The sequence below is a fragment of the Blastococcus sp. TF02A-30 genome, from assembly GCF_003319185.1.
Lineage (GTDB): Bacteria > Actinomycetota > Actinomycetes > Mycobacteriales > Geodermatophilaceae > Blastococcus.
The window spans coordinates 416,123-432,042 of record NZ_QOHJ01000005.1 but is presented as its reverse complement, the minus strand read 5'-3'; the positions used below and the strand labels follow the sequence as shown (position 1 = coordinate 432,042).

The window sequence follows — 15,920 nt, the reverse complement described above, 5'->3', positions numbered from 1 at the left end:
CCGTCCCAGTCGCCGACGTACACCTCGTCGGCGGGCTCGCCGTACCGGAAGACCCGGTTGGCCACCCCGGTGAACCTGTCGTCGAGGAAGTACGCGGACCCGCTGCCCCCGATCGCACTGGAGTTCTGCGGGTCGAGGTCGACCGAGCCCTCCGGGAACATGGCGCGCACGGCCCCCGTGACGGAGGCCTCGAGGTGGGCTCCGCCGCGTGCGCTGGGCTCGGTGGCGAGCACCGCGAACACATAGCGCCCCCCCGGCCCGACGAACCCGGTGGAGTGCCGGAAGACCGCGCCGTCGACGCAGCACATCCAGCCCTGCTTCTGGCCGATCCACGCCTCTCCCGGCAGCCCGTCCCGCAGTCCGAAGAACTGCCAGTAGCCGTCGGTACCGCGAGGTGTGGACCGTTGCAGCTGGTCGATGATGAATGCGCGCGACCCGGCCGAGAGCCCACCCGCACCGGCCAGGAGCCCCTGGTAGTAGACGACCATGTCGTGCGCGGTGACGAGGGTGTTGCCCCAGTACCTGACGTTGGACGTCAGGTCGGTCTCGCGGAGCCCGTACCGGCCGATGACGTCGCGGACGATGGTGTTACCGCCGTAGGCCGACCAGAAGCGGTTCGCGGCCGCGTCGTCGGAGGACCTCAGCATCGAGCCCAGGGCGTCGAGATCCGCGGCGCTGAGGCGGATCTGGCCGAGGTCCTGCCGTCGGAGGAGGTTGTCCGCGATGAACACCTTCATCACCGACGCCGACTGGACGTGCTGGTGCGCAACCGCACCGTTGTCCCTGTACTCGCCGGTGACCCGGTCGAGCACCGCGATCCGGATCGTCGTCCCCCGGGTGGCCGCGTAGCTGGAGCCTGCGTCGACCCGTGACTGGAGGCTGCCGGCTGCCTGCGCCGCGGTCACGGTGCCGAGGATCAAGGCGAGCCCGACGACCGCCGTCGTGGCGCGGCGGAGCAGTCGAGACATCCAACCCCCGTAAGTCCGCGGAAGCATCGCACGCCGGTCAGGGGCGGTCAAAGACGCCCGGGCTCTACCGGTGGCTGTCGTCGGCCCACAGGTCGGTGATCGCCAGGCCGCGCTTGGCCAGCTGCGTCCGCAGCACCGTCAGCGACAGACCCACGACCGCGGCAGGGTCGCCCTCGACGCGTCGTACGAACGGCGCTCCCAGCCCGTCGAGGGTGAAGGCGCCCGCGACCGCGAGGGGTTCTCCGCTGGCGAGGTAGGCCTCGATCTCCTGGGAGGTGGGAGTCGCGAAGTACACGACCGTCGAGGCCACCGCGATGTCGCGGCTGACGACGGCGCCGTCCCGGACGTCGAACAGCGCCTGCCCGGTGTGCAGGACGCCCGACCGGCCGGACATCCGGCGCCAGCGGTCGCGCGCCTCGGCGGCGTCGGCGGGCTTGCCGAGCGGCTTGCCCGCGAACTCCAGCAGCGAGTCGGCGCCGATCACCAGGGCGTCGGTCTCCCGCTTGGCGACATCGGCGGCCTTCGCCGTGGCGAGCAGGGCGACCTGCTCGGCGACGCGGGGGGCGGAGTACGCGGACTCGTCGACCCCGCTGACCACGACCTCCGGGGCGAGGCCCGCCTGCCGCAGCAAGGACAACCGTGCCGGGGAGGCCGAGGCCAGCACCAGCCTGCGCTCGACGCTCACGCGGATCTCCCGGCGGCGAGCCAGCCGCCCGGCCCGGGCCGCAGCGGCCGGCGGTGGGAGAAGGCGGGTGAGGCCCACGCGCCCACCGGGGTGGGGCGCCGGCGCCCGCGGCGCTGCGACAGGGCGGCCACCACGACGGTGAGCGCGGCGAGCTCCTCGGCCGAGGGCTCGCCGCGGACGACCCGCAGGAGTGGCTGCTGCTCCTCGCTCACAGCGGGATGTTCCCGTGCTTCTTGGCCGGCAGGGTCTGCCGCTTGTTCGCGAGCACCCGCAACGCCTTGGTCACCTGGACGCGGGTGTGCGACGGCGGGATGACGGCGTCGACGTACCCGCGGTCCGCGGCGATGTAGGGGTTGGCGAGGGTGTCCTCGTACTCGGCGATCAGCTCGGCGCGGCGTGCCTCGGGGTCCTCGGCCGCGGCCAGCTCCTTGCGGTACAGGATGCCGACGGCGCCCTGCGCGCCCACGACGGCGATCTGCGCGCTGGGCCAGGCGAGGTTCACGTCGGCGCCGAGGTGCTTGGAGCCCATGACGTCGTAGGCGCCGCCGTAGGCCTTGCGGGTGATCACGGTGATCAGCGGGACGGTGGCCTCGGCGTAGGCGTAGATCAGCTTCGCGCCGCGGCGGATGATGCCGTCCCATTCCTGCGAGGTGCCGGGCAGGAAGCCGGGGACGTCGACGAAGGTGAGCACCGGGATGTTGAAGGCGTCGCAGGTGCGCACGAAGCGCGAGGCCTTCTCGCTGGCGTCGATGTCCAGGGTGCCGGCGAACTGGGTGGGCTGGTTGGCCACGACGCCCACCGGGCGGCCCTCCACCCGGCCGAAGCCGATGAGGATGTTCGGCGCGAACAGCGGCTGCACCTCGAGGAACTCGCCGTCGTCGAGCACGTGCTCGATGACGGTGTGCATGTCGTAGGGCGTGTTCGCCGAGTCCGGGATGAACGTGTCGAGCTCGAGGTCCTCGTCGGTGAGCGCGTCGGGCAGCACCGTGTCGACGGGGGCGACGTCCAGGGCCGGCAGCGGGTCGAGGTTGTTGCTCGGCAGGTAGGAGAGCAGCGCCTTGACGTAGTCGAGGGCGTCCTCCTCGTTCTCCGCCAGGTAGTGCGCGACGCCGGACTTCGTGTTGTGCGTGCGGGCGCCGCCGAGCTCCTCGAGGGAGACGTCCTCGCCGGTCACGGTCTTCACGACGTCGGGACCGGTGATGAACATCTGGCTGGTCTTGTCGACCATCACGATGAAGTCGGTGAGCGCGGGGGAGTAGACGTGCCCACCGGCGGCCGGGCCCATGACCAGTGAGATCTGCGGGATGACCCCGGAGGCGTGCACGTTGCGCTGGAAGATCTCGCCGTAGAGGCCGAGCGAGACCACGCCCTCCTGGATCCGCGCGCCGCCGCCCTCGTTGATGCCGATGACGGGGCAGCCGTTCTTGATGGCGAAGTCCTGGACCTTGACGATCTTCTCGCCGTAGACCTCGCCGAGGCTCCCGCCGAAGACGGTGACGTCCTGGGAGAAGACCGCGACCGGCCGGCCGTCGACGGTGCCGTACCCGGTGACGACGCCGTCGCCGAACGGGCGCTTCTCGGCCATCCCGAAGTTCGTCGAGCGGTGGCGGGCGAACTCGTCGAACTCGGTGAACGAGCCCGGGTCCAGCAGCGCCTCGATCCGCTCGCGGGCGGTCATCTTGCCCGCTGCGTGCTGCTTCTCGACCGCTCGCTCGGAGCCCGCGTGCTGGGCCTCCTGCACGCGGCGCTCGAAGTCGGCCAGCTTCCCGGCCGTGGTGTGGATGTCGATGTCGTCGGGGACGTGCTCCCCGGCGTTCTCGAGTTCGGCGGCACTCACGCGGTGCTTCTCCTCGCTGGGCGCTGTCCGGCCGCGTCGCTGCGGCACTGCTTGGGTCGCGCGTGACCTCGGCAGCTCGGTCACGGGCCGTAGCGTAGGGGAGTGCCCGACACGCCCTCATCCCGATCCCGGTGGACGGATCTCGAGCGTCCCGCGCTGGACGCGGAGGCGCTGCAGTCGGCGCTCGTGCGGGACACCTCGCTGTGGCGCTCCCTGGAGGTCCTGCCCGAGGTCGGGTCCACGAACACCGAGCTGCTCGACCGCGCCCGGGACGACCTCCCGGAGGGGGCCGTCCTCGTGGCCGAGCACCAGGTCTCCGGTCGCGGGCGGCTGGACCGGGTGTGGACGTCGCCGCCGCGCGCGGGCCTGACCGTCTCCTTCCTCCTGCGGCCCGACGTGCCCGCGGCCCGGCGGGGCTGGCTCCCGCTGCTGACCGGGGTCGCGCTGGCCGAGTCGGTGCGCGAGACGACCGGGGTGCTGTCCTCCCTCAAGTGGCCCAACGACCTGCTCGCCCGGGACGGGCGCAAGCTGGCGGGCATCCTGGCCCAGAGCAGCGGCGACGCCGTCGTCGTCGGCGTGGGGCTGAACGTCTCCACATCGGCTGCGGAGCTGCCCGGAACCGGGACGTCGCTGTCGGTGGTCACCGGGGGGACCGTCGACCGCGGGCCGCTGCTGCTGGCCTTCCTGCGCGCGGTCGAGTCCCGCTACCGCCGGTGGGCGACCGTGCTCGGCGACCCGGTGAGCTCGCAGCTCGCGCAGGACTACCTCGGCTGGTCCTCGACGGTCGGCAGCGAGGTGGAGGTGACCCTGCCGGACGGCTCGGCCCTGCACGGCACCGCCCAGGCGGTCGACTGGGACGGCCGGCTGGTCGTGCGGACGCCCGAGGGCACGGTCGAGCTGGCCAGCGGCGACGTGCGACACGTGCGGACACGCGCCGCGGAGGGCTGATCGCCGCCGGTTCCTCCGTCATCCTGGCGGCATGCCCTACCCGGACAAGCTGCTCGCCGAGGACGAAGAGGTCGTGCGGCACCTGCACCCGCACTGGCTGACGGTCTTCTGGCCGGTCGTCCGGCTGCTGCTCGTCGTGGCGGCGGCGTCGTTCGGTGCCGCGATCGTGCCCGACGGCCGCCAGCAGGGCGTGGTCCGGCTCGGCATCGTGCTGCTGGCCGCGTTCCTGGTCCTGGTCACCGTCGTCGTCCCGCTGCTGCGCTGGCGCACCACCCACTACGTGATCACCACCCACCGGCTGCTGTTCCGCGAGGGGATCCTCGCCCGGCGCGGCCGCGACCTCGGCCTGGGCCGGATCACCGACGTCTCCTACACCCAGACGCTCTGGGAGCGGCTGATCAACAGCGGCACCCTCACCATCGAGACCGCCGGCGACAGCGGCGCCACCGTGCTGGAGCGGATCCCCGACAGCGACGGCGTCCAGCAGCTGGTCAACCACATGATCGAGGAGGACGCCGACCGCCGGGCCCAGGAGAACGCGGGCTACATCCGCGACGGCTGGGACGACGGGTGGGCCGACGACCACCGGGACCGCTGGGACGACGGGTGGGGCGACGACCCGGGCGGCACCCGGCGCACGCGGGTGCTGTGACAGCAGGGGCGCCCGCCCCGGTGTGACGGTTCCGTCACGGCGAGCCTGACCGGTTCTGTCGGACCCCCTGCCTACGTTCCGGCCATGCGGCTGCTGCACACCTCCGACTGGCACATCGGCCGCACCCTGCACGGCACGGACCTGCTCGCCGAGCAGGAGCAGGTGCTCTCCGGCCTCGCCGACGTCGTGACGGCGGAGCGGGTGGACGCGGTGCTGGTGGCCGGGGACGTGTACGACCGCGCCGTCCCCTCCGCGGACGCGACCGCGGTCCTGGACCGGGTCGTCGGGCGCCTGCTCCGCGCCGGCGCCCAGGTGGTCCTCACCCCCGGCAACCACGACTCCGCCCGCCGGCTGGGCACCTTCTCCGGCCTGCTCGCCGCGGCCGGGCTGCACGTGCGGGCGGCGACCGCGGCGCTGGACGAGCCGGTGCTGCTGGCCGACGAGCACGGCGAGGTCGCCGTGTACGGCCTGCCCTACCTGGAGCCCGAAGTGGCCCGGCACGAGCTGGGGTTGACCGGGGGCCGCAGCCACGAGGCGGTGCTCACGGCGGCCATGGACCGCGTGCGGGCCGACCTGTTCCTCCGGCCGGGAGCCCGCTCGGTCGTCCTCGCGCACGCCTTCGTGGGTGGCGGGATGCCCAGCGACAGCGAGCGCGACATCTGCGTCGGCGGGGTCGACCTGGTCCCGGCGCCGGTGTTCGACGGGGTCGACTACGTCGCCCTGGGCCACCTGCACCGCCCGCAGACCCTCTCGCCTCGGCTGCGGTACAGCGGATCGCCGCTGGCCTACTCCTTCGGCGAGGCGGGGCAGCAGAAGCAGGCCTGGCTGGTCGAGCTCGACGGGGCCGGCCTCTCCGGCGTGCGCCCCGTCCCGCTGCCCACGCCGCGCCCGCTCAGCGTGCTCACCGGCGAGCTCGACGAGCTGCTCGCCGACCCGGCCCACGCCGCCGCCGAGGAGCACTTCGTCTCCGCCCGGCTCACCGACGCCGTCCGCCCGACCGACCCGATGCGGCGGCTGCAGGCGCGCTTCGCGCACTGCGTCCACCTGGAGTGGTCCGGCACGGCGGCCGCGGGCGACGGGCGCAGCTACCAGGAGCGGTTGCGCGGTCGCGGTGACCTCGAGATCGCCGGCGAGTTCGTCGACCACGTCCGGGGTGCGGCCATGACCCGCGCCGAGCGGGAGCTGCTGGCGCGCGCGCTGGGCGCCGCCGACCGCGCCGAGGTGCTCCGGTGAGGCTGCACCGGCTCGCGCTGACCGCCTTCGGGCCCTTCGCCGGCACCGCGGAGGTCGACTTCGACGAGGTGGGCCGCGACGGACTGTTCCTGCTGTGGGGGCCGACGGGCGCGGGCAAGACGACCCTGCTCGACGCCGTCGTCTTCGCGCTCTACGGCACCGTGCCCGGGGCCCGCGGGGAGGAGAAGCGGCTGCGCAGCGACCACGCCGACGCCGCCACCCGCACCGAGGTCACCTGCGAGCTGACCCTGGGCGCCGAGCGGCTGCGGGTGACCCGCCGCCCCGAGCAGCAGCGCCCGAAGAAGCGCGGTGAGGGGTGGACGAAGGAACAGGCCACGCTCACCGTCACCCGGCTGACCGACGGCGGCTGGGAGCCGGTCAGCACCCGCATCGACGAGGGCTCCGAACACCTCCGCACCCGGCTCGGGCTCGACGTCCACCAGTTCTGCCAGGTGGTGCTGCTGCCGCAGGGTGACTTTGCCCGCTTCCTGCGGGCCGAGCCCGAGCACCGGGCGGAGCTGCTGCGCACGTTGTTCGACGTGGGCCGCTTCGCCCGGGCGGAGGAGTGGCTGGCCGAGGAGCGGGCGGCCGCTCGCGACCGGGTGGCGGCGCAGCGCGCCCGGCTGAGCACGCTGCTGGCCCGGGTCGCCCAGATCGCCGACGCCGAGATCCCCGAAGACCTCGCCCCCGAGCTGGTCGGGGCCCCCGGCAGCGGCGCTGCGGCACCGTGGGTGGACCGGGTCCGTGCAGCTGCGGCCGAGCGGCGCGCCGCCGCTGTCGCCCGCGCCGAGGAGGCCGCTGCCCTGGTCGCCGAGGTGGACCGCGCCCTGGCCGACGCCCGGGCGCTGGCGGAGCGGCACCGCCGCCGCGACGACGCGGCCGCCGAGCTGGACCGGCTGACCGCCCGGGAGCCCGAACTGGGCGCCCTGCGCGCCGAGCGGGACGCGGCCCGGCGCGCGGAGTCCCTGCGCGACGTGCTCGCCGCGGCGGCCGCCACCGCGGCGGACGCCGAACGGGCTGCGACCGCGCTCGCCGTCGCCCGGCGTGCCTGGGCTCCGGTGTCCGAGGGGCAGGAGGCCACCGCAGCGCGGGCCCGGCAGCTGCGGGACGGCGCTGCGGAGGCTCGTGCGCTGCTGCCCGAGGTGGCGCGGGGCGAGGAGCTCGAGCGGGCGGTCGTCCGCCTGGCGCGGCAGGTCGCCGGGCTGACCGGCACCTGCGAGCGGGAGGCGGCGGCCGCGGAGAGCTGGCCGATCCGCCTGGCCGCGGAGCAGCAGCGGGTCGACGGGGCGCGGGCCGCCGCGGAACGACTGCCCGGGTTGGAGGCCGCGGCCGGAGCGGCGGCCGCCGCCCTGGATGCGACGCGCACCGCCCGCTCACTGGAGGAGCGGCTCACCGGCACCCGGCAGCTGGTCGGCACCCGCCGCGAGGCGTGGTCCGACGCGCGGGAGCGCTGGCTCGACCTGCGCGCGCGCCGCCTGGACGGCATGGCCGCGGAACTGGCCGCGCAGCTCGCCGACGGCGTCTCGTGCCCGGTGTGCGGCAGCGTCGAGCACCCCCGGCCGGCCGAGCACGACGGCCCGGTGGTCACCGCTGACGACGAGCGGGCCGCGCACGAGGCGGCCGACGCCGCGGAGGCGGCCCTCGCCGCGGCGGCTGCCCAGGTCGAGGCCGGGGAGCGCGAGCTCAGCGCGCTGCGCGCCCGCGGGGACGACCGCTCGCCCGAGGAACAGGCGGCCGCGCTGGCGGAGCTGCGCGCTGACCTGGCGGCGGCGGCCGAGCGGGCCGCCGGCCTGGAGGCCGCCGACGCCGCGCTCCGCGAGCTGGTCGAGGAGCGGGAGCGGGCGGCGGCCCGGTTGGCGGAGGCCCGGGAGGAGCTGCGCGCCCGGACCGCCGAGCACGACGCCGCCGCGGGCGCGCTGGCGGAGCTGCGCAGCCGCCTGGCCGCCGCACGCGGGGACGACGCCGACCTCGCCACCCGGGTCGCGCGGCTGACGGACGCCGCGACCCGCTGCGAGGCCGTCACCGCCGCCGAGGTCGACGAGGTGCGTGCCCGCGCCGCCGCCGAGGTCGCGGGCGGAGTGGCCCGTGACCGGGTGTCCGAGGCCGGCTTCGACGACGTCGCGTCCGCCCGGGCGGCCCTCCGCGACCAGGCCCGGCAGGCGGCGCTGGAGCGCGAGCTCGAGCAGCACGACACCCGCACCCGAGTCCTGCGCACCGTGCTCGCCGACCCGCAGCTGAGCGATCTGCCGCCGCGGCCGGACGTCGCGGCGCTGGAGGACCGGTGCTCCGGCACGACGCGCGAGCGCGAGGAGGCGGTGGCCGAGCTCGAGCGCGCCCGCCGGTGCGCGGCCTCCCTCGACGCGCTGGCCGGCGAGGTCACCGCGGCCGAGGTGGAGCTGGACGACCTGCGCGACTCCGCGGACCAGATCACCTCGCTGGCCGACCTCACCGCCGGGCGTGGCGCCAACACGCGGCGGATGCGGCTGCAGTCCTTCGTGCTCGCGGCGCGCCTCGAGCAGGTGGCCGAGGTCGCCAGCCGCCGGCTCCAGGACATGTCCGGCGGGCGCTACACCTTCTTGCACAGCGACGCGCAGGGTCGGCACGGTGCCCGCGGTGGGCTGGGGCTGGACGTCTTCGACGAGTACACGGGCACGCGCCGGCCGACCAAGACGCTGTCCGGCGGCGAGAGCTTCATGGCCTCACTGGCCCTCGCCCTCGGCCTGGCCGACGTCGTCACCGCCGAGACCGGTGGCGTCCGGGTCGACACTCTCTTCGTGGACGAGGGCTTCGGGACGCTGGACGCCCAGGCGCTGGACGCGGTCATGAGCGTGCTGGACGAGCTCCGTCGCGGGGGTCGCACCGTCGGGGTGATCAGCCACCTCGAGGAGCTGCGCACCCGCATCCCGACGCGGCTCGAGGTCGTCGCCGGCCGGCACGGCTCCCGGTTGGCGGGCTAGCAGGCCGCCCCGTCGCGGGCCCGCTCCTCGGCGATCAGCTCGCGGAGCGACGACAGGATCCGTTCGGCGCTGCCGGCCGGACCGAACAGGTCGGCCACGTTGGCGGCCTGCCGCTCCCGCAGGGGATCGGCGTGCCCGGCCAGGAACCGTCGGGCCAGCGCCTGGGCCTCGGGTACGGAGCCGGCCGTGTGGACGCCGGTGAGAGCCTGCTCGCCGATCTCGTTGAAGGGGCGGTGCCCCTCCCGCTCCACGAAGACCAGCGGCTTGCCCAGGACCTGGTACTCGATGAGCATGCTCAGCCCGTCGGTGATCAGGACGTCGGAGGCGGCCAGCAGCGGTGCGTAGTCGCCATCGGTGAACAGAGCGGTGTTGGGCAGCTGCTGCCAGCGCTCGAGCCATCCGTCGAACTCCTCCCGCGACACCGGCGAGTGCGTCGAGGACGGGAACGTGAGCAGCGCCGGGTGCGGCATGAACACGAACTGCACCTCCGGTTGGCTCGCCGCCCACGCCAGCATGTCGTCGGCGATGAGCGGGAAGGTCCCGAAGTCGGACCACCCTCGGCCGATGCTGTGGTGGGCGGACCACACGATCCGTCGACCGGGTGCCGACTCCCAGGAAGCGATGGGCCAGAACGGTGCGGCGCTCCGGAGGCGATCGGCCTTGGGATGTCCCGTGACGCGGAACTGGGTGCCCGCGCGAGCACCGTCGCGACGGGCCATGGCCGCCATGCGCTCGTTCGCGCAGAAGACCACCCAGGCGGCCCGGTGGTACGCGCTGTCGACGGCCGAGTTGGCCCCACGCTCGTCCGGGACGTTCTGCACCAGGTTCATGGTCTCGTACGGGAGCAGGCACAGCCGCGCGAAGGTCAGCCGGTCGGTGGCCAGATCGGCCGGGATGTCGGCGTCCCACTGCGCCTGCCGGACGACCAGGTCGGGGTCGATGGCCTTGATCAGGCGCAGCGCCTCGTCGTGCTCGTGGGCGGTCAGCCGCAGGTGCGGCACCCCGCGGGCATCCAGCCCGCGGTGGACCTCCTCCTCCTGCTCGAACCGCGAGGCACCCGGGAACCGGCGCGGGATCGTCGCGACGATCGGCTCGAAGTCCTCGGCGGCCCGCATGGCTTCCACGAGGCCGTGGCAGCCGTCCCACGCCTCGATGTGGTGCACCAGGAACAGGGCACGGGTGCGCGGCCGTTGCAGCGTCCCTCGGCGGGCAGCCAGGTGCACGGAGTCGCGGAGCTCGGTGAATCGCTGGTCGGTGACCGCCTCGCCCCGGTGGCCTCGTGCGTGGATCTCGTCCAACGATCGGTTGACGGTGTCGTGAGCCGCTGCGAGGGCAGCACCGAGGGTGTCGAGGCGCTGGTGCAGCTGCGCCACCTGCCCTTCCACGGCGGCGAACCGGTGGAGGAGGTGGCGGAGCTTCTTGCGGGGGTGGTGCGGGAGCATCGGGAGCGGAGCATCCTGTTGTCGTACGGGGGCGTCGGCTGGTCTCGTCCGGGCGCTCGGCGCCCGGGTCCGGCGCGAGCCGAAACGGCCAGCTTACGGACCGTCCGCACTGGAGCGGGGACCTCACGTCGCACCACGTCCGGTGAGCCGGCGGGGCGAGAGGTGCGCGTCGGATGGGTGCCGGGGCGCAGCCCAGGGTGGGTCGGGGCCCTCGGCTAACCTCTGCGCGATGGCCGCTCCCGTGGACCCGCGCACCGGGCTGCCCGTCGTCGCGATGGTGGGCGGCGGTCAGCTCGCCCGCATGACGCACCAGGCAGCGATCGCGCTGGGCCAGTCGCTGCGCGTCCTCGCCGCCTCGGCGGAGGAATCAGCGGCGCTCGTCGCCGCCGACGTCCGCATCGGCGACCACCGCGACCTCGCCGCGCTGCGCGACCTGGCCGAAGGGGCGACCGTGCTGACCTTCGACCACGAGCACGTGCCGACCGAGCACCTGGACGTTCTCGAGGCCGCGGGGCACCGGGTCGCGCCCGGGCCGCAGGCCCTCGTGCACGCGCAGGACAAGCTCGTGCTGCGCCGGGTCCTGGGCGAAGCCGGTGAACCGCAGCCGGCCTGGGTCGAGGCGCACACCGTCCACCAGGTCACCGGCTTCGCCGACCAGGTGGGCTGGCCGGTGGTCCTGAAGACACCGCGCGGGGGCTACGACGGCAAGGGTGTGTTCGTCGTCGACGGTCCGGACCAGGTGGCCGACCTGCTCGAGCGGCACGGCACGCTGCTGGTCGAGGAGCGCGTCGCGATGGTGCGCGAGCTCTCCGCGCAGGTCGCCCGCTCGCCGTTCGGCCAGGTGGCGGTGTGGCCGGTGGTCCAGACCGTGCAGCGGAACGGCGTCTGCGCCGAGGTCATCGCTCCCGCGCCGGACCTGCCCGACGAGCGGGCGTCCGCCGCCCAGGAGCTGGCGGTGCGCATCGCCGACCGGCTGGGCGTCGTCGGCATGCTCGCCGTCGAGCTGTTCGAGACCCCGGACGGCGTGCTGGTCAACGAGCTCGCCATGCGGCCGCACAACTCCGGCCACTGGACGATCGAGGGAGCGGTGACCAGCCAGTTCGAGCAGCACCTCCGGGCCGTCCTCGACTACCCGCTTGGGTCCACGGCGATGACCGCCCCGGTGGCCGTGATGGCCAACGTGCTGGGGGGCGCGGCCGCCGAGCCGGGGTGGTCCGGCCCGGCCCTCGACGAGCGGATGCACCACCTGATGGCGCACTGGCCGGACGTGAAGCTGCACTGGTACGGCAAGTCGCAGCGGCCGGGCCGCAAGCTCGGCCACCTCACGGCGCTCGGCACCGATGTCACCGAGGTGCGGGCGCGGGCCGTGGCCGCGGCGCGCTACCTGGCCGACGGCGTCGTCGACCCGGCCTTCGCCTTCGAGCACGAGCACGAGCACTGAGGAGCAGGGTGTGACCGAGCCGAGCGCCGCGCCCGTGGTGGGCATCGTCATGGGCAGCGACTCCGACTGGCCGGTCATGGAGCCGGCCGCGCAGGCGCTCGAGGAGTTCGGCGTGCCGTACGAGGCGCACGTGGTCTCCGCGCACCGGACCCCGCGCCGCATGCTCGACTACGCCGAGTCGGCCGCCGGCCGAGGCCTGCAGGTGATCATCGCCGGCGCCGGAGGAGCGGCCCACCTGCCCGGCATGGTCGCGGCCGCCACGCCGCTGCCGGTGATCGGCGTGCCCCGGCCGCTCGACCGGCTCGACGGCCTGGACAGCCTCCTGTCGATCGTCCAGATGCCGGCCGGGGTGCCGGTGGCCACGGTGAGCATCGGCGGGGGGCGCAACGCCGGCCTGCTCGCGGTGCGCATCCTGGCCGCCTCGGACGAGGTGCTGCGCGCAGCGGTGAGCCGTTTCCAGGAGGAGCTCGCCGAGTCGGTCCTCGCCCGCGATCTCACCCTCCAGGAGCGTCTCGGTACCGAGAGCTGAGCAGCCGGGCGTAATCTGCTACCCGTGAGTAGCAACGCTGGGCTGTACGCGCTGACCGAGGAGCACGAGGCCATCCGGGAGGCGGTGCGCGACATCGCCGAGCGCGAGATCGCGCCCTTCGCCGCCGAGGTGGACGCCGACTCGCGGTTCCCCGTCGAGGCCCAGAAGGCGCTCACCGCCGCCGGCTTCCACGCCACACACATCCCCGAGCAGTACGGCGGCGAGGGTGCCGACGCGATCGCGACGTGCATCGTGATCGAGGAGGTCGCCCGCGTCGACGTCAGCGCCTCGCTCATCCCCGCGGTGAACAAGCTGGGCTCGATGCCCGTCATCCTGTCGGGGTCCGAGGAGCTCAAGCAGAAGGTGCTCGCCCCGATCGCCGCCGGCGACGCGATGATCAGCTACGGCCTGTCCGAGCGCGAGGCCGGCTCCGACGCCGCAGCGATGAAGACCCGTGCCCGCCTCGAGGGCGATACCTGGGTGCTCAACGGCACCAAGGCCTGGATCACCAACTCCGGGGTCTCCGAGTGGTACACGGTCATGGCCGTCACCGACCCGGAGAAGGGCGCCAACGGCATCTCCGCCTTCGCCGTCCACCGCGACGACCCCGGCTTCGCCGTGGGCCCGAAGGAGCGGAAGATGGGCATCAAGGGCTCGCCCACCTGCGAGCTCTACTTCACCGACTGCGCCATCCCGGCCGACCGGATCGTCGGCGCGCCCGGCACCGGCTTCAAGACCGCGCTGCGCACCCTGGACTTCACCCGGCCCACCATCGGCGCCCAGGCCGTCGGCGTCGCGCAGGGGGCGCTCGACGCCTCGATCGCCTACGTCAAGGAGCGCAAGCAGTTCGGCACGGCCATCGGCGACTTCCAGGGCGTCCAGTTCATGCTGGCGGACATGGACATGAAGATCCAGGCGGCCCGCCACCTGGTCTACGTGGCCGCGGCCGCCGGCGAGCAGGGCCGCCCCGACGTCACCCGGGTCTCCGCCGCGGCGAAGGCGTTCGCCTCCGACACCGCGATGCAGGTGACCACCGACGCGGTCCAGCTGTTCGGCGGTGCCGGCTACACCCAGGACTTCCCGGTCGAGCGGATGATGCGCGACGCCAAGATCACACAGATCTACGAGGGCACCAACCAGGTCCAGCGCATGGTGATCGCCCGGAACCTCCTGCGGAAGTAGGCCAGAGCCTGCGATCGCAGGTCGTGGAACGAGGTTCGCGGGTCAACCCGGTGATGGGCTGGGAGCATCAGCCGAGCGATGACAGCTACCACCGCTGCCGTCGGTGCCGCCGATCCGGAGGACCACGCCATCGGTGGCGAGCACTCATCCGTCCAGCTCACCGGCCTGAGCGGCCCTCGCCGAACCGGTCGACCGACCGCCAGGCCCTACCACCCCCCAGGTCCAGCGCACGGCGATCGCCCGGAACCTCCTGAGGAGGTAGCTCCCACCAGCGGGCTCAGCGGATCAGGACGGCTTCCGGGCCAGGACCACGAACTCGTTGTAGGTGAACGCCTTGCCGGCCCACCGGGGGAACGGGAAGGAGAACGAGCGCTCGACCGTCAGACCCAGCTCCGCGCTCAGGGCAGCGAGGCCGGCGAGGTCGACGAACCGGACGTGCGTGGCATCGGAGGCCCATCCCCGCTCCTGCGGGCAGATGAACAGCACCCGGCCGCCCGGTCGGAGGTAGGGCAGGTACTCGCGGACCAGCTCGAGCGCCGTCGCGTGCTGCACGTGCTCGATGACGTGGGCGAGCAGCAGCGTGTCGAAGGAATCGGGCCGGTCGTAGGGGCCGCCGCGGAACTCGTCCGGCGTGAAGGCGGTGAACCCCCGGGCCCGGGCCGTGGCGACCGAGGTGGGGTTGTGGTCGATCCCCACGCCGTTGCCGTCGAGGTGGGCCAGGTTGCGGCCGATGCCGCAGCCGACGTCCAGCACCCGGCCGAGGTTGAGCCGGCGGACGTTCCAGCGGTAGGGCCGCTGGACGTCGAGCCACTGCTTCCACGAGACCCCGCCGAGGCGCGCCAGCCGCTCGGTGTAGGCGACGGAGGCGGTGTCGGCAGCGGAGGTCCCGGTCGGGTCCCCGGCTCCCTCGCCGGCCGGAACCGGCCGGTCCGGGACGGCAGCGAAGTCGGGGGGCGTGGACGTGGAGCGCTCGGTCATCGGACTCCTCGGCGGTGGTCGATGCGGGCCATGGTCCCGACCCTAGGCTGCGCCGCGCCCGGGGTGGAGTGCGTCGGGCTGCTCGGTCCAGCAGCCGGGAGACCGCCGCCAGCCGGTCGTCCCCGGCCACGCCGACCACCCCGGACGGGTGCGCAGCGCGTCCAGCGCACCGCGCGCCGCCTCCCGGTCCCCGAGCCGGGAGGCCGCCAGCCCCGCGTGGAGGTCGCGCGCCCCGGCCGCCGCTCCGTCGTGCCGGCCGCCAGCCGTGCCCTCAAGCGGGACGACCCAGCTGGCGCACCCCGTCGATCCGCAGGCCGAGGGTGGCGGTGACCCGCTCGGTCTCGGCGCGCCGCACGAGGGCGCCGCCCTCCGGGCGCCGGCACAGCACGATCGACGCCCCGGCGGCGAGGGGGGCCAGCAGCCAGGTGACGGGTCCGGCCTCGGCCGCGGTTTCCTCGTCCACCATGATGCGGTCCCCGGGAGCGATCCCGAGCAGGCCCGCGAGCTGCTCGGCGCTCTCGACGAGCCCGGCCAGCGAGAGCGTCAGCTCTCCCAGGAGCAGGCCGGGGGCGGCGGGATCGGGCGGTACGAGCGGGACGAACACGTCCCCGTGGGTCCGCACCTCGAGCGCGAAGTCCCGGGCGGGGCCGGTGTAACCCGGCATGCCCAGCCCGAGAGGGTGCAGCGACAGGCCGAGCACGTCGTCCGGCAGGTCCACCTCCGCCAGCTCCGGCAGCCTGTCCTGGGTGGACAGGACCACGTCGGCCGCCGCCAGCTCACCGTCGTGCTCGGCCGCGGTGTCCAGCACGGCCGCGCCGCAGCTCCACACCCCCAGCAGCACCGCGGCGGTCTGCCAGTGGGGCGGCAGGACGACGGCGACGACGCTCCCCGGGCCCACGTCGAACTCGTCCTGCAGCAGGTTGGCGGTCTTGGCGACCCAGTTGGCCAGGGTGGTGGCCGACAATTCCGTCCGCTCCCCGGAGGCGTCGTCGTAGAAGGTCAGCAGCGGCCGGGCGCGATCGCGGTCACGGGCGAGCAGGGCGGCCGGGCCGGAGGGAGGCATGGGCG

Annotated in this window: 14 protein-coding genes; 7 read left to right on the top strand and 7 right to left on the bottom strand. The window is 74.2% G+C overall.

All coding sequences use genetic code 11. The features are described from left to right. From DQ241_RS13915 to DQ241_RS13900, 4 genes are all read right to left on the bottom strand, one after another. Positions 1-968, bottom strand: a 968-nt coding sequence (locus tag DQ241_RS13915) for a serine hydrolase (protein WP_113830766.1), incomplete at its 3' end; no start/stop codon positions are given. Positions 969-1,032: 64 nt separating this feature from the next. Continuing rightward, positions 1,033-1,653: a nucleoside triphosphate pyrophosphatase gene (locus DQ241_RS13910; protein WP_113830765.1), complete on the bottom strand. Its 621-nt coding sequence runs from the start codon at positions 1,651-1,653 to the stop codon at positions 1,033-1,035. Further along, a complete protein-coding gene (locus tag DQ241_RS13905; protein ID WP_113830764.1) occupies positions 1,650-1,865 on the bottom strand; it encodes an acyl-CoA carboxylase subunit epsilon in 216 nt (71 codons plus the stop codon). The genes DQ241_RS13910 and DQ241_RS13905 overlap by 4 nt, the downstream gene beginning before the upstream one ends. Further along, complete coding sequence (locus DQ241_RS13900; protein WP_113830763.1) at positions 1,862-3,490, bottom strand: acyl-CoA carboxylase subunit beta; 1,629 nt, start codon at positions 3,488-3,490, stop codon at positions 1,862-1,864. The genes DQ241_RS13905 and DQ241_RS13900 overlap by 4 nt, the downstream gene beginning before the upstream one ends. A 102-nt stretch (positions 3,491-3,592) precedes the next feature. Between DQ241_RS13900 and DQ241_RS13895 the strand changes: the two genes are divergently transcribed. The 4 genes from DQ241_RS13895 (at position 3,593) to DQ241_RS13880 (ending at position 9,280) form a co-directional block, all read left to right on the top strand. Then, the gene (locus DQ241_RS13895; protein WP_113830762.1) at positions 3,593-4,438 is read left to right on the top strand and encodes a biotin--[acetyl-CoA-carboxylase] ligase; all 846 of its coding nucleotides are present in this window, start codon (positions 3,593-3,595) and stop codon (positions 4,436-4,438) included. A 31-nt stretch (positions 4,439-4,469) separates the two neighbouring features. After that, on the top strand, positions 4,470-5,090 hold the full coding sequence (locus DQ241_RS13890) for a PH domain-containing protein (protein WP_113830761.1): 621 nt from the start codon (positions 4,470-4,472) through the stop codon (positions 5,088-5,090). A gap of 84 nt (positions 5,091-5,174) precedes the next feature. Beyond that, complete coding sequence (locus tag DQ241_RS13885) at positions 5,175-6,323, top strand: exonuclease SbcCD subunit D (RefSeq protein ID WP_113830760.1); 1,149 nt, start codon at positions 5,175-5,177, stop codon at positions 6,321-6,323. Next, the gene (locus DQ241_RS13880) at positions 6,320-9,280 is read left to right on the top strand and encodes an AAA family ATPase (RefSeq protein WP_113830759.1); all 2,961 of its coding nucleotides are present in this window, start codon (positions 6,320-6,322) and stop codon (positions 9,278-9,280) included. The genes DQ241_RS13885 and DQ241_RS13880 overlap by 4 nt, the downstream gene beginning before the upstream one ends. Here DQ241_RS13880 and DQ241_RS13875 read toward each other — a convergent pair. Beyond that, entirely contained in the window at positions 9,277-10,722 is a 1,446-nt protein-coding gene (locus tag DQ241_RS13875; protein WP_113830758.1) for a hypothetical protein, read from the bottom strand. The two genes, DQ241_RS13880 and DQ241_RS13875, sit on opposite strands and share 4 nt — an antisense overlap. A 229-nt stretch (positions 10,723-10,951) precedes the next feature. On the opposite strand from DQ241_RS13875, the gene DQ241_RS13870 reads away from it, so the two are divergent. The 3 genes from DQ241_RS13870 to DQ241_RS13860 are packed head-to-tail and all read left to right on the top strand — an operon-like array spanning position 10,952 to position 13,874. Beyond that, positions 10,952-12,163 (top strand): 5-(carboxyamino)imidazole ribonucleotide synthase, encoded by a 1,212-nt coding sequence (locus DQ241_RS13870; protein ID WP_199584517.1) that lies wholly within the window; start codon positions 10,952-10,954, stop codon positions 12,161-12,163. 49 nt (positions 12,164-12,212) lie between these two features. Continuing rightward, positions 12,213-12,692 carry a 5-(carboxyamino)imidazole ribonucleotide mutase gene (purE, locus tag DQ241_RS13865; RefSeq protein ID WP_113830819.1) on the top strand — a complete coding sequence of 160 codons (480 nt, stop codon included), beginning with the start codon at positions 12,213-12,215 and terminating at the stop codon, positions 12,690-12,692. Between the two features lie 24 nt (positions 12,693-12,716). Then, a complete protein-coding gene (locus DQ241_RS13860; RefSeq protein WP_113830757.1) occupies positions 12,717-13,874 on the top strand; it encodes an acyl-CoA dehydrogenase family protein in 1,158 nt (385 codons plus the stop codon). Positions 13,875-14,159: 285 nt separating this feature from the next. Here DQ241_RS13860 and DQ241_RS13855 read toward each other — a convergent pair whose 3' ends face one another. Beyond that, positions 14,160-14,852 carry a bifunctional 2-polyprenyl-6-hydroxyphenol methylase/3-demethylubiquinol 3-O-methyltransferase UbiG gene (locus DQ241_RS13855; RefSeq protein WP_113830756.1) on the bottom strand — a complete coding sequence of 231 codons (693 nt, stop codon included), beginning with the start codon at positions 14,850-14,852 and terminating at the stop codon, positions 14,160-14,162. A gap of 271 nt (positions 14,853-15,123) precedes the next feature. Next, positions 15,124-15,915, bottom strand: coding sequence for a TIGR03089 family protein (locus DQ241_RS13845; RefSeq protein WP_113830755.1), 792 nt, complete (start codon positions 15,913-15,915; stop codon positions 15,124-15,126). Positions 15,916-15,920 lie beyond the last annotated feature (5 nt).

Excerpts from the sequence above, each read along its gene's own strand:
- DQ241_RS13890 (WP_113830761.1), top strand. The coding sequence starts at position 4,470 with ATGCCCTACCCGGACAAGCTGCTCGCCGAGGACGAAGAGGTCGTGCGG.
- DQ241_RS13885 (WP_113830760.1), top strand. The coding sequence starts at position 5,175 with ATGCGGCTGCTGCACACCTCCGACTGGCACATCGGCCGCACCCTGCAC.
- DQ241_RS13875 (WP_113830758.1), bottom strand. The coding sequence starts at position 10,722 with ATGCTCCCGCACCACCCCCGCAAGAAGCTCCGCCACCTCCTCCACCGG.
- DQ241_RS13870 (WP_199584517.1), top strand. The coding sequence starts at position 10,952 with ATGGCCGCTCCCGTGGACCCGCGCACCGGGCTGCCCGTCGTCGCGATG.
- purE (WP_113830819.1), top strand. The coding sequence starts at position 12,213 with ATGGGCAGCGACTCCGACTGGCCGGTCATGGAGCCGGCCGCGCAGGCG.
- DQ241_RS13855 (WP_113830756.1), bottom strand. The coding sequence starts at position 14,852 with ATGACCGAGCGCTCCACGTCCACGCCCCCCGACTTCGCTGCCGTCCCG.
- DQ241_RS13845 (WP_113830755.1), bottom strand. The coding sequence starts at position 15,915 with ATGCCTCCCTCCGGCCCGGCCGCCCTGCTCGCCCGTGACCGCGATCGC.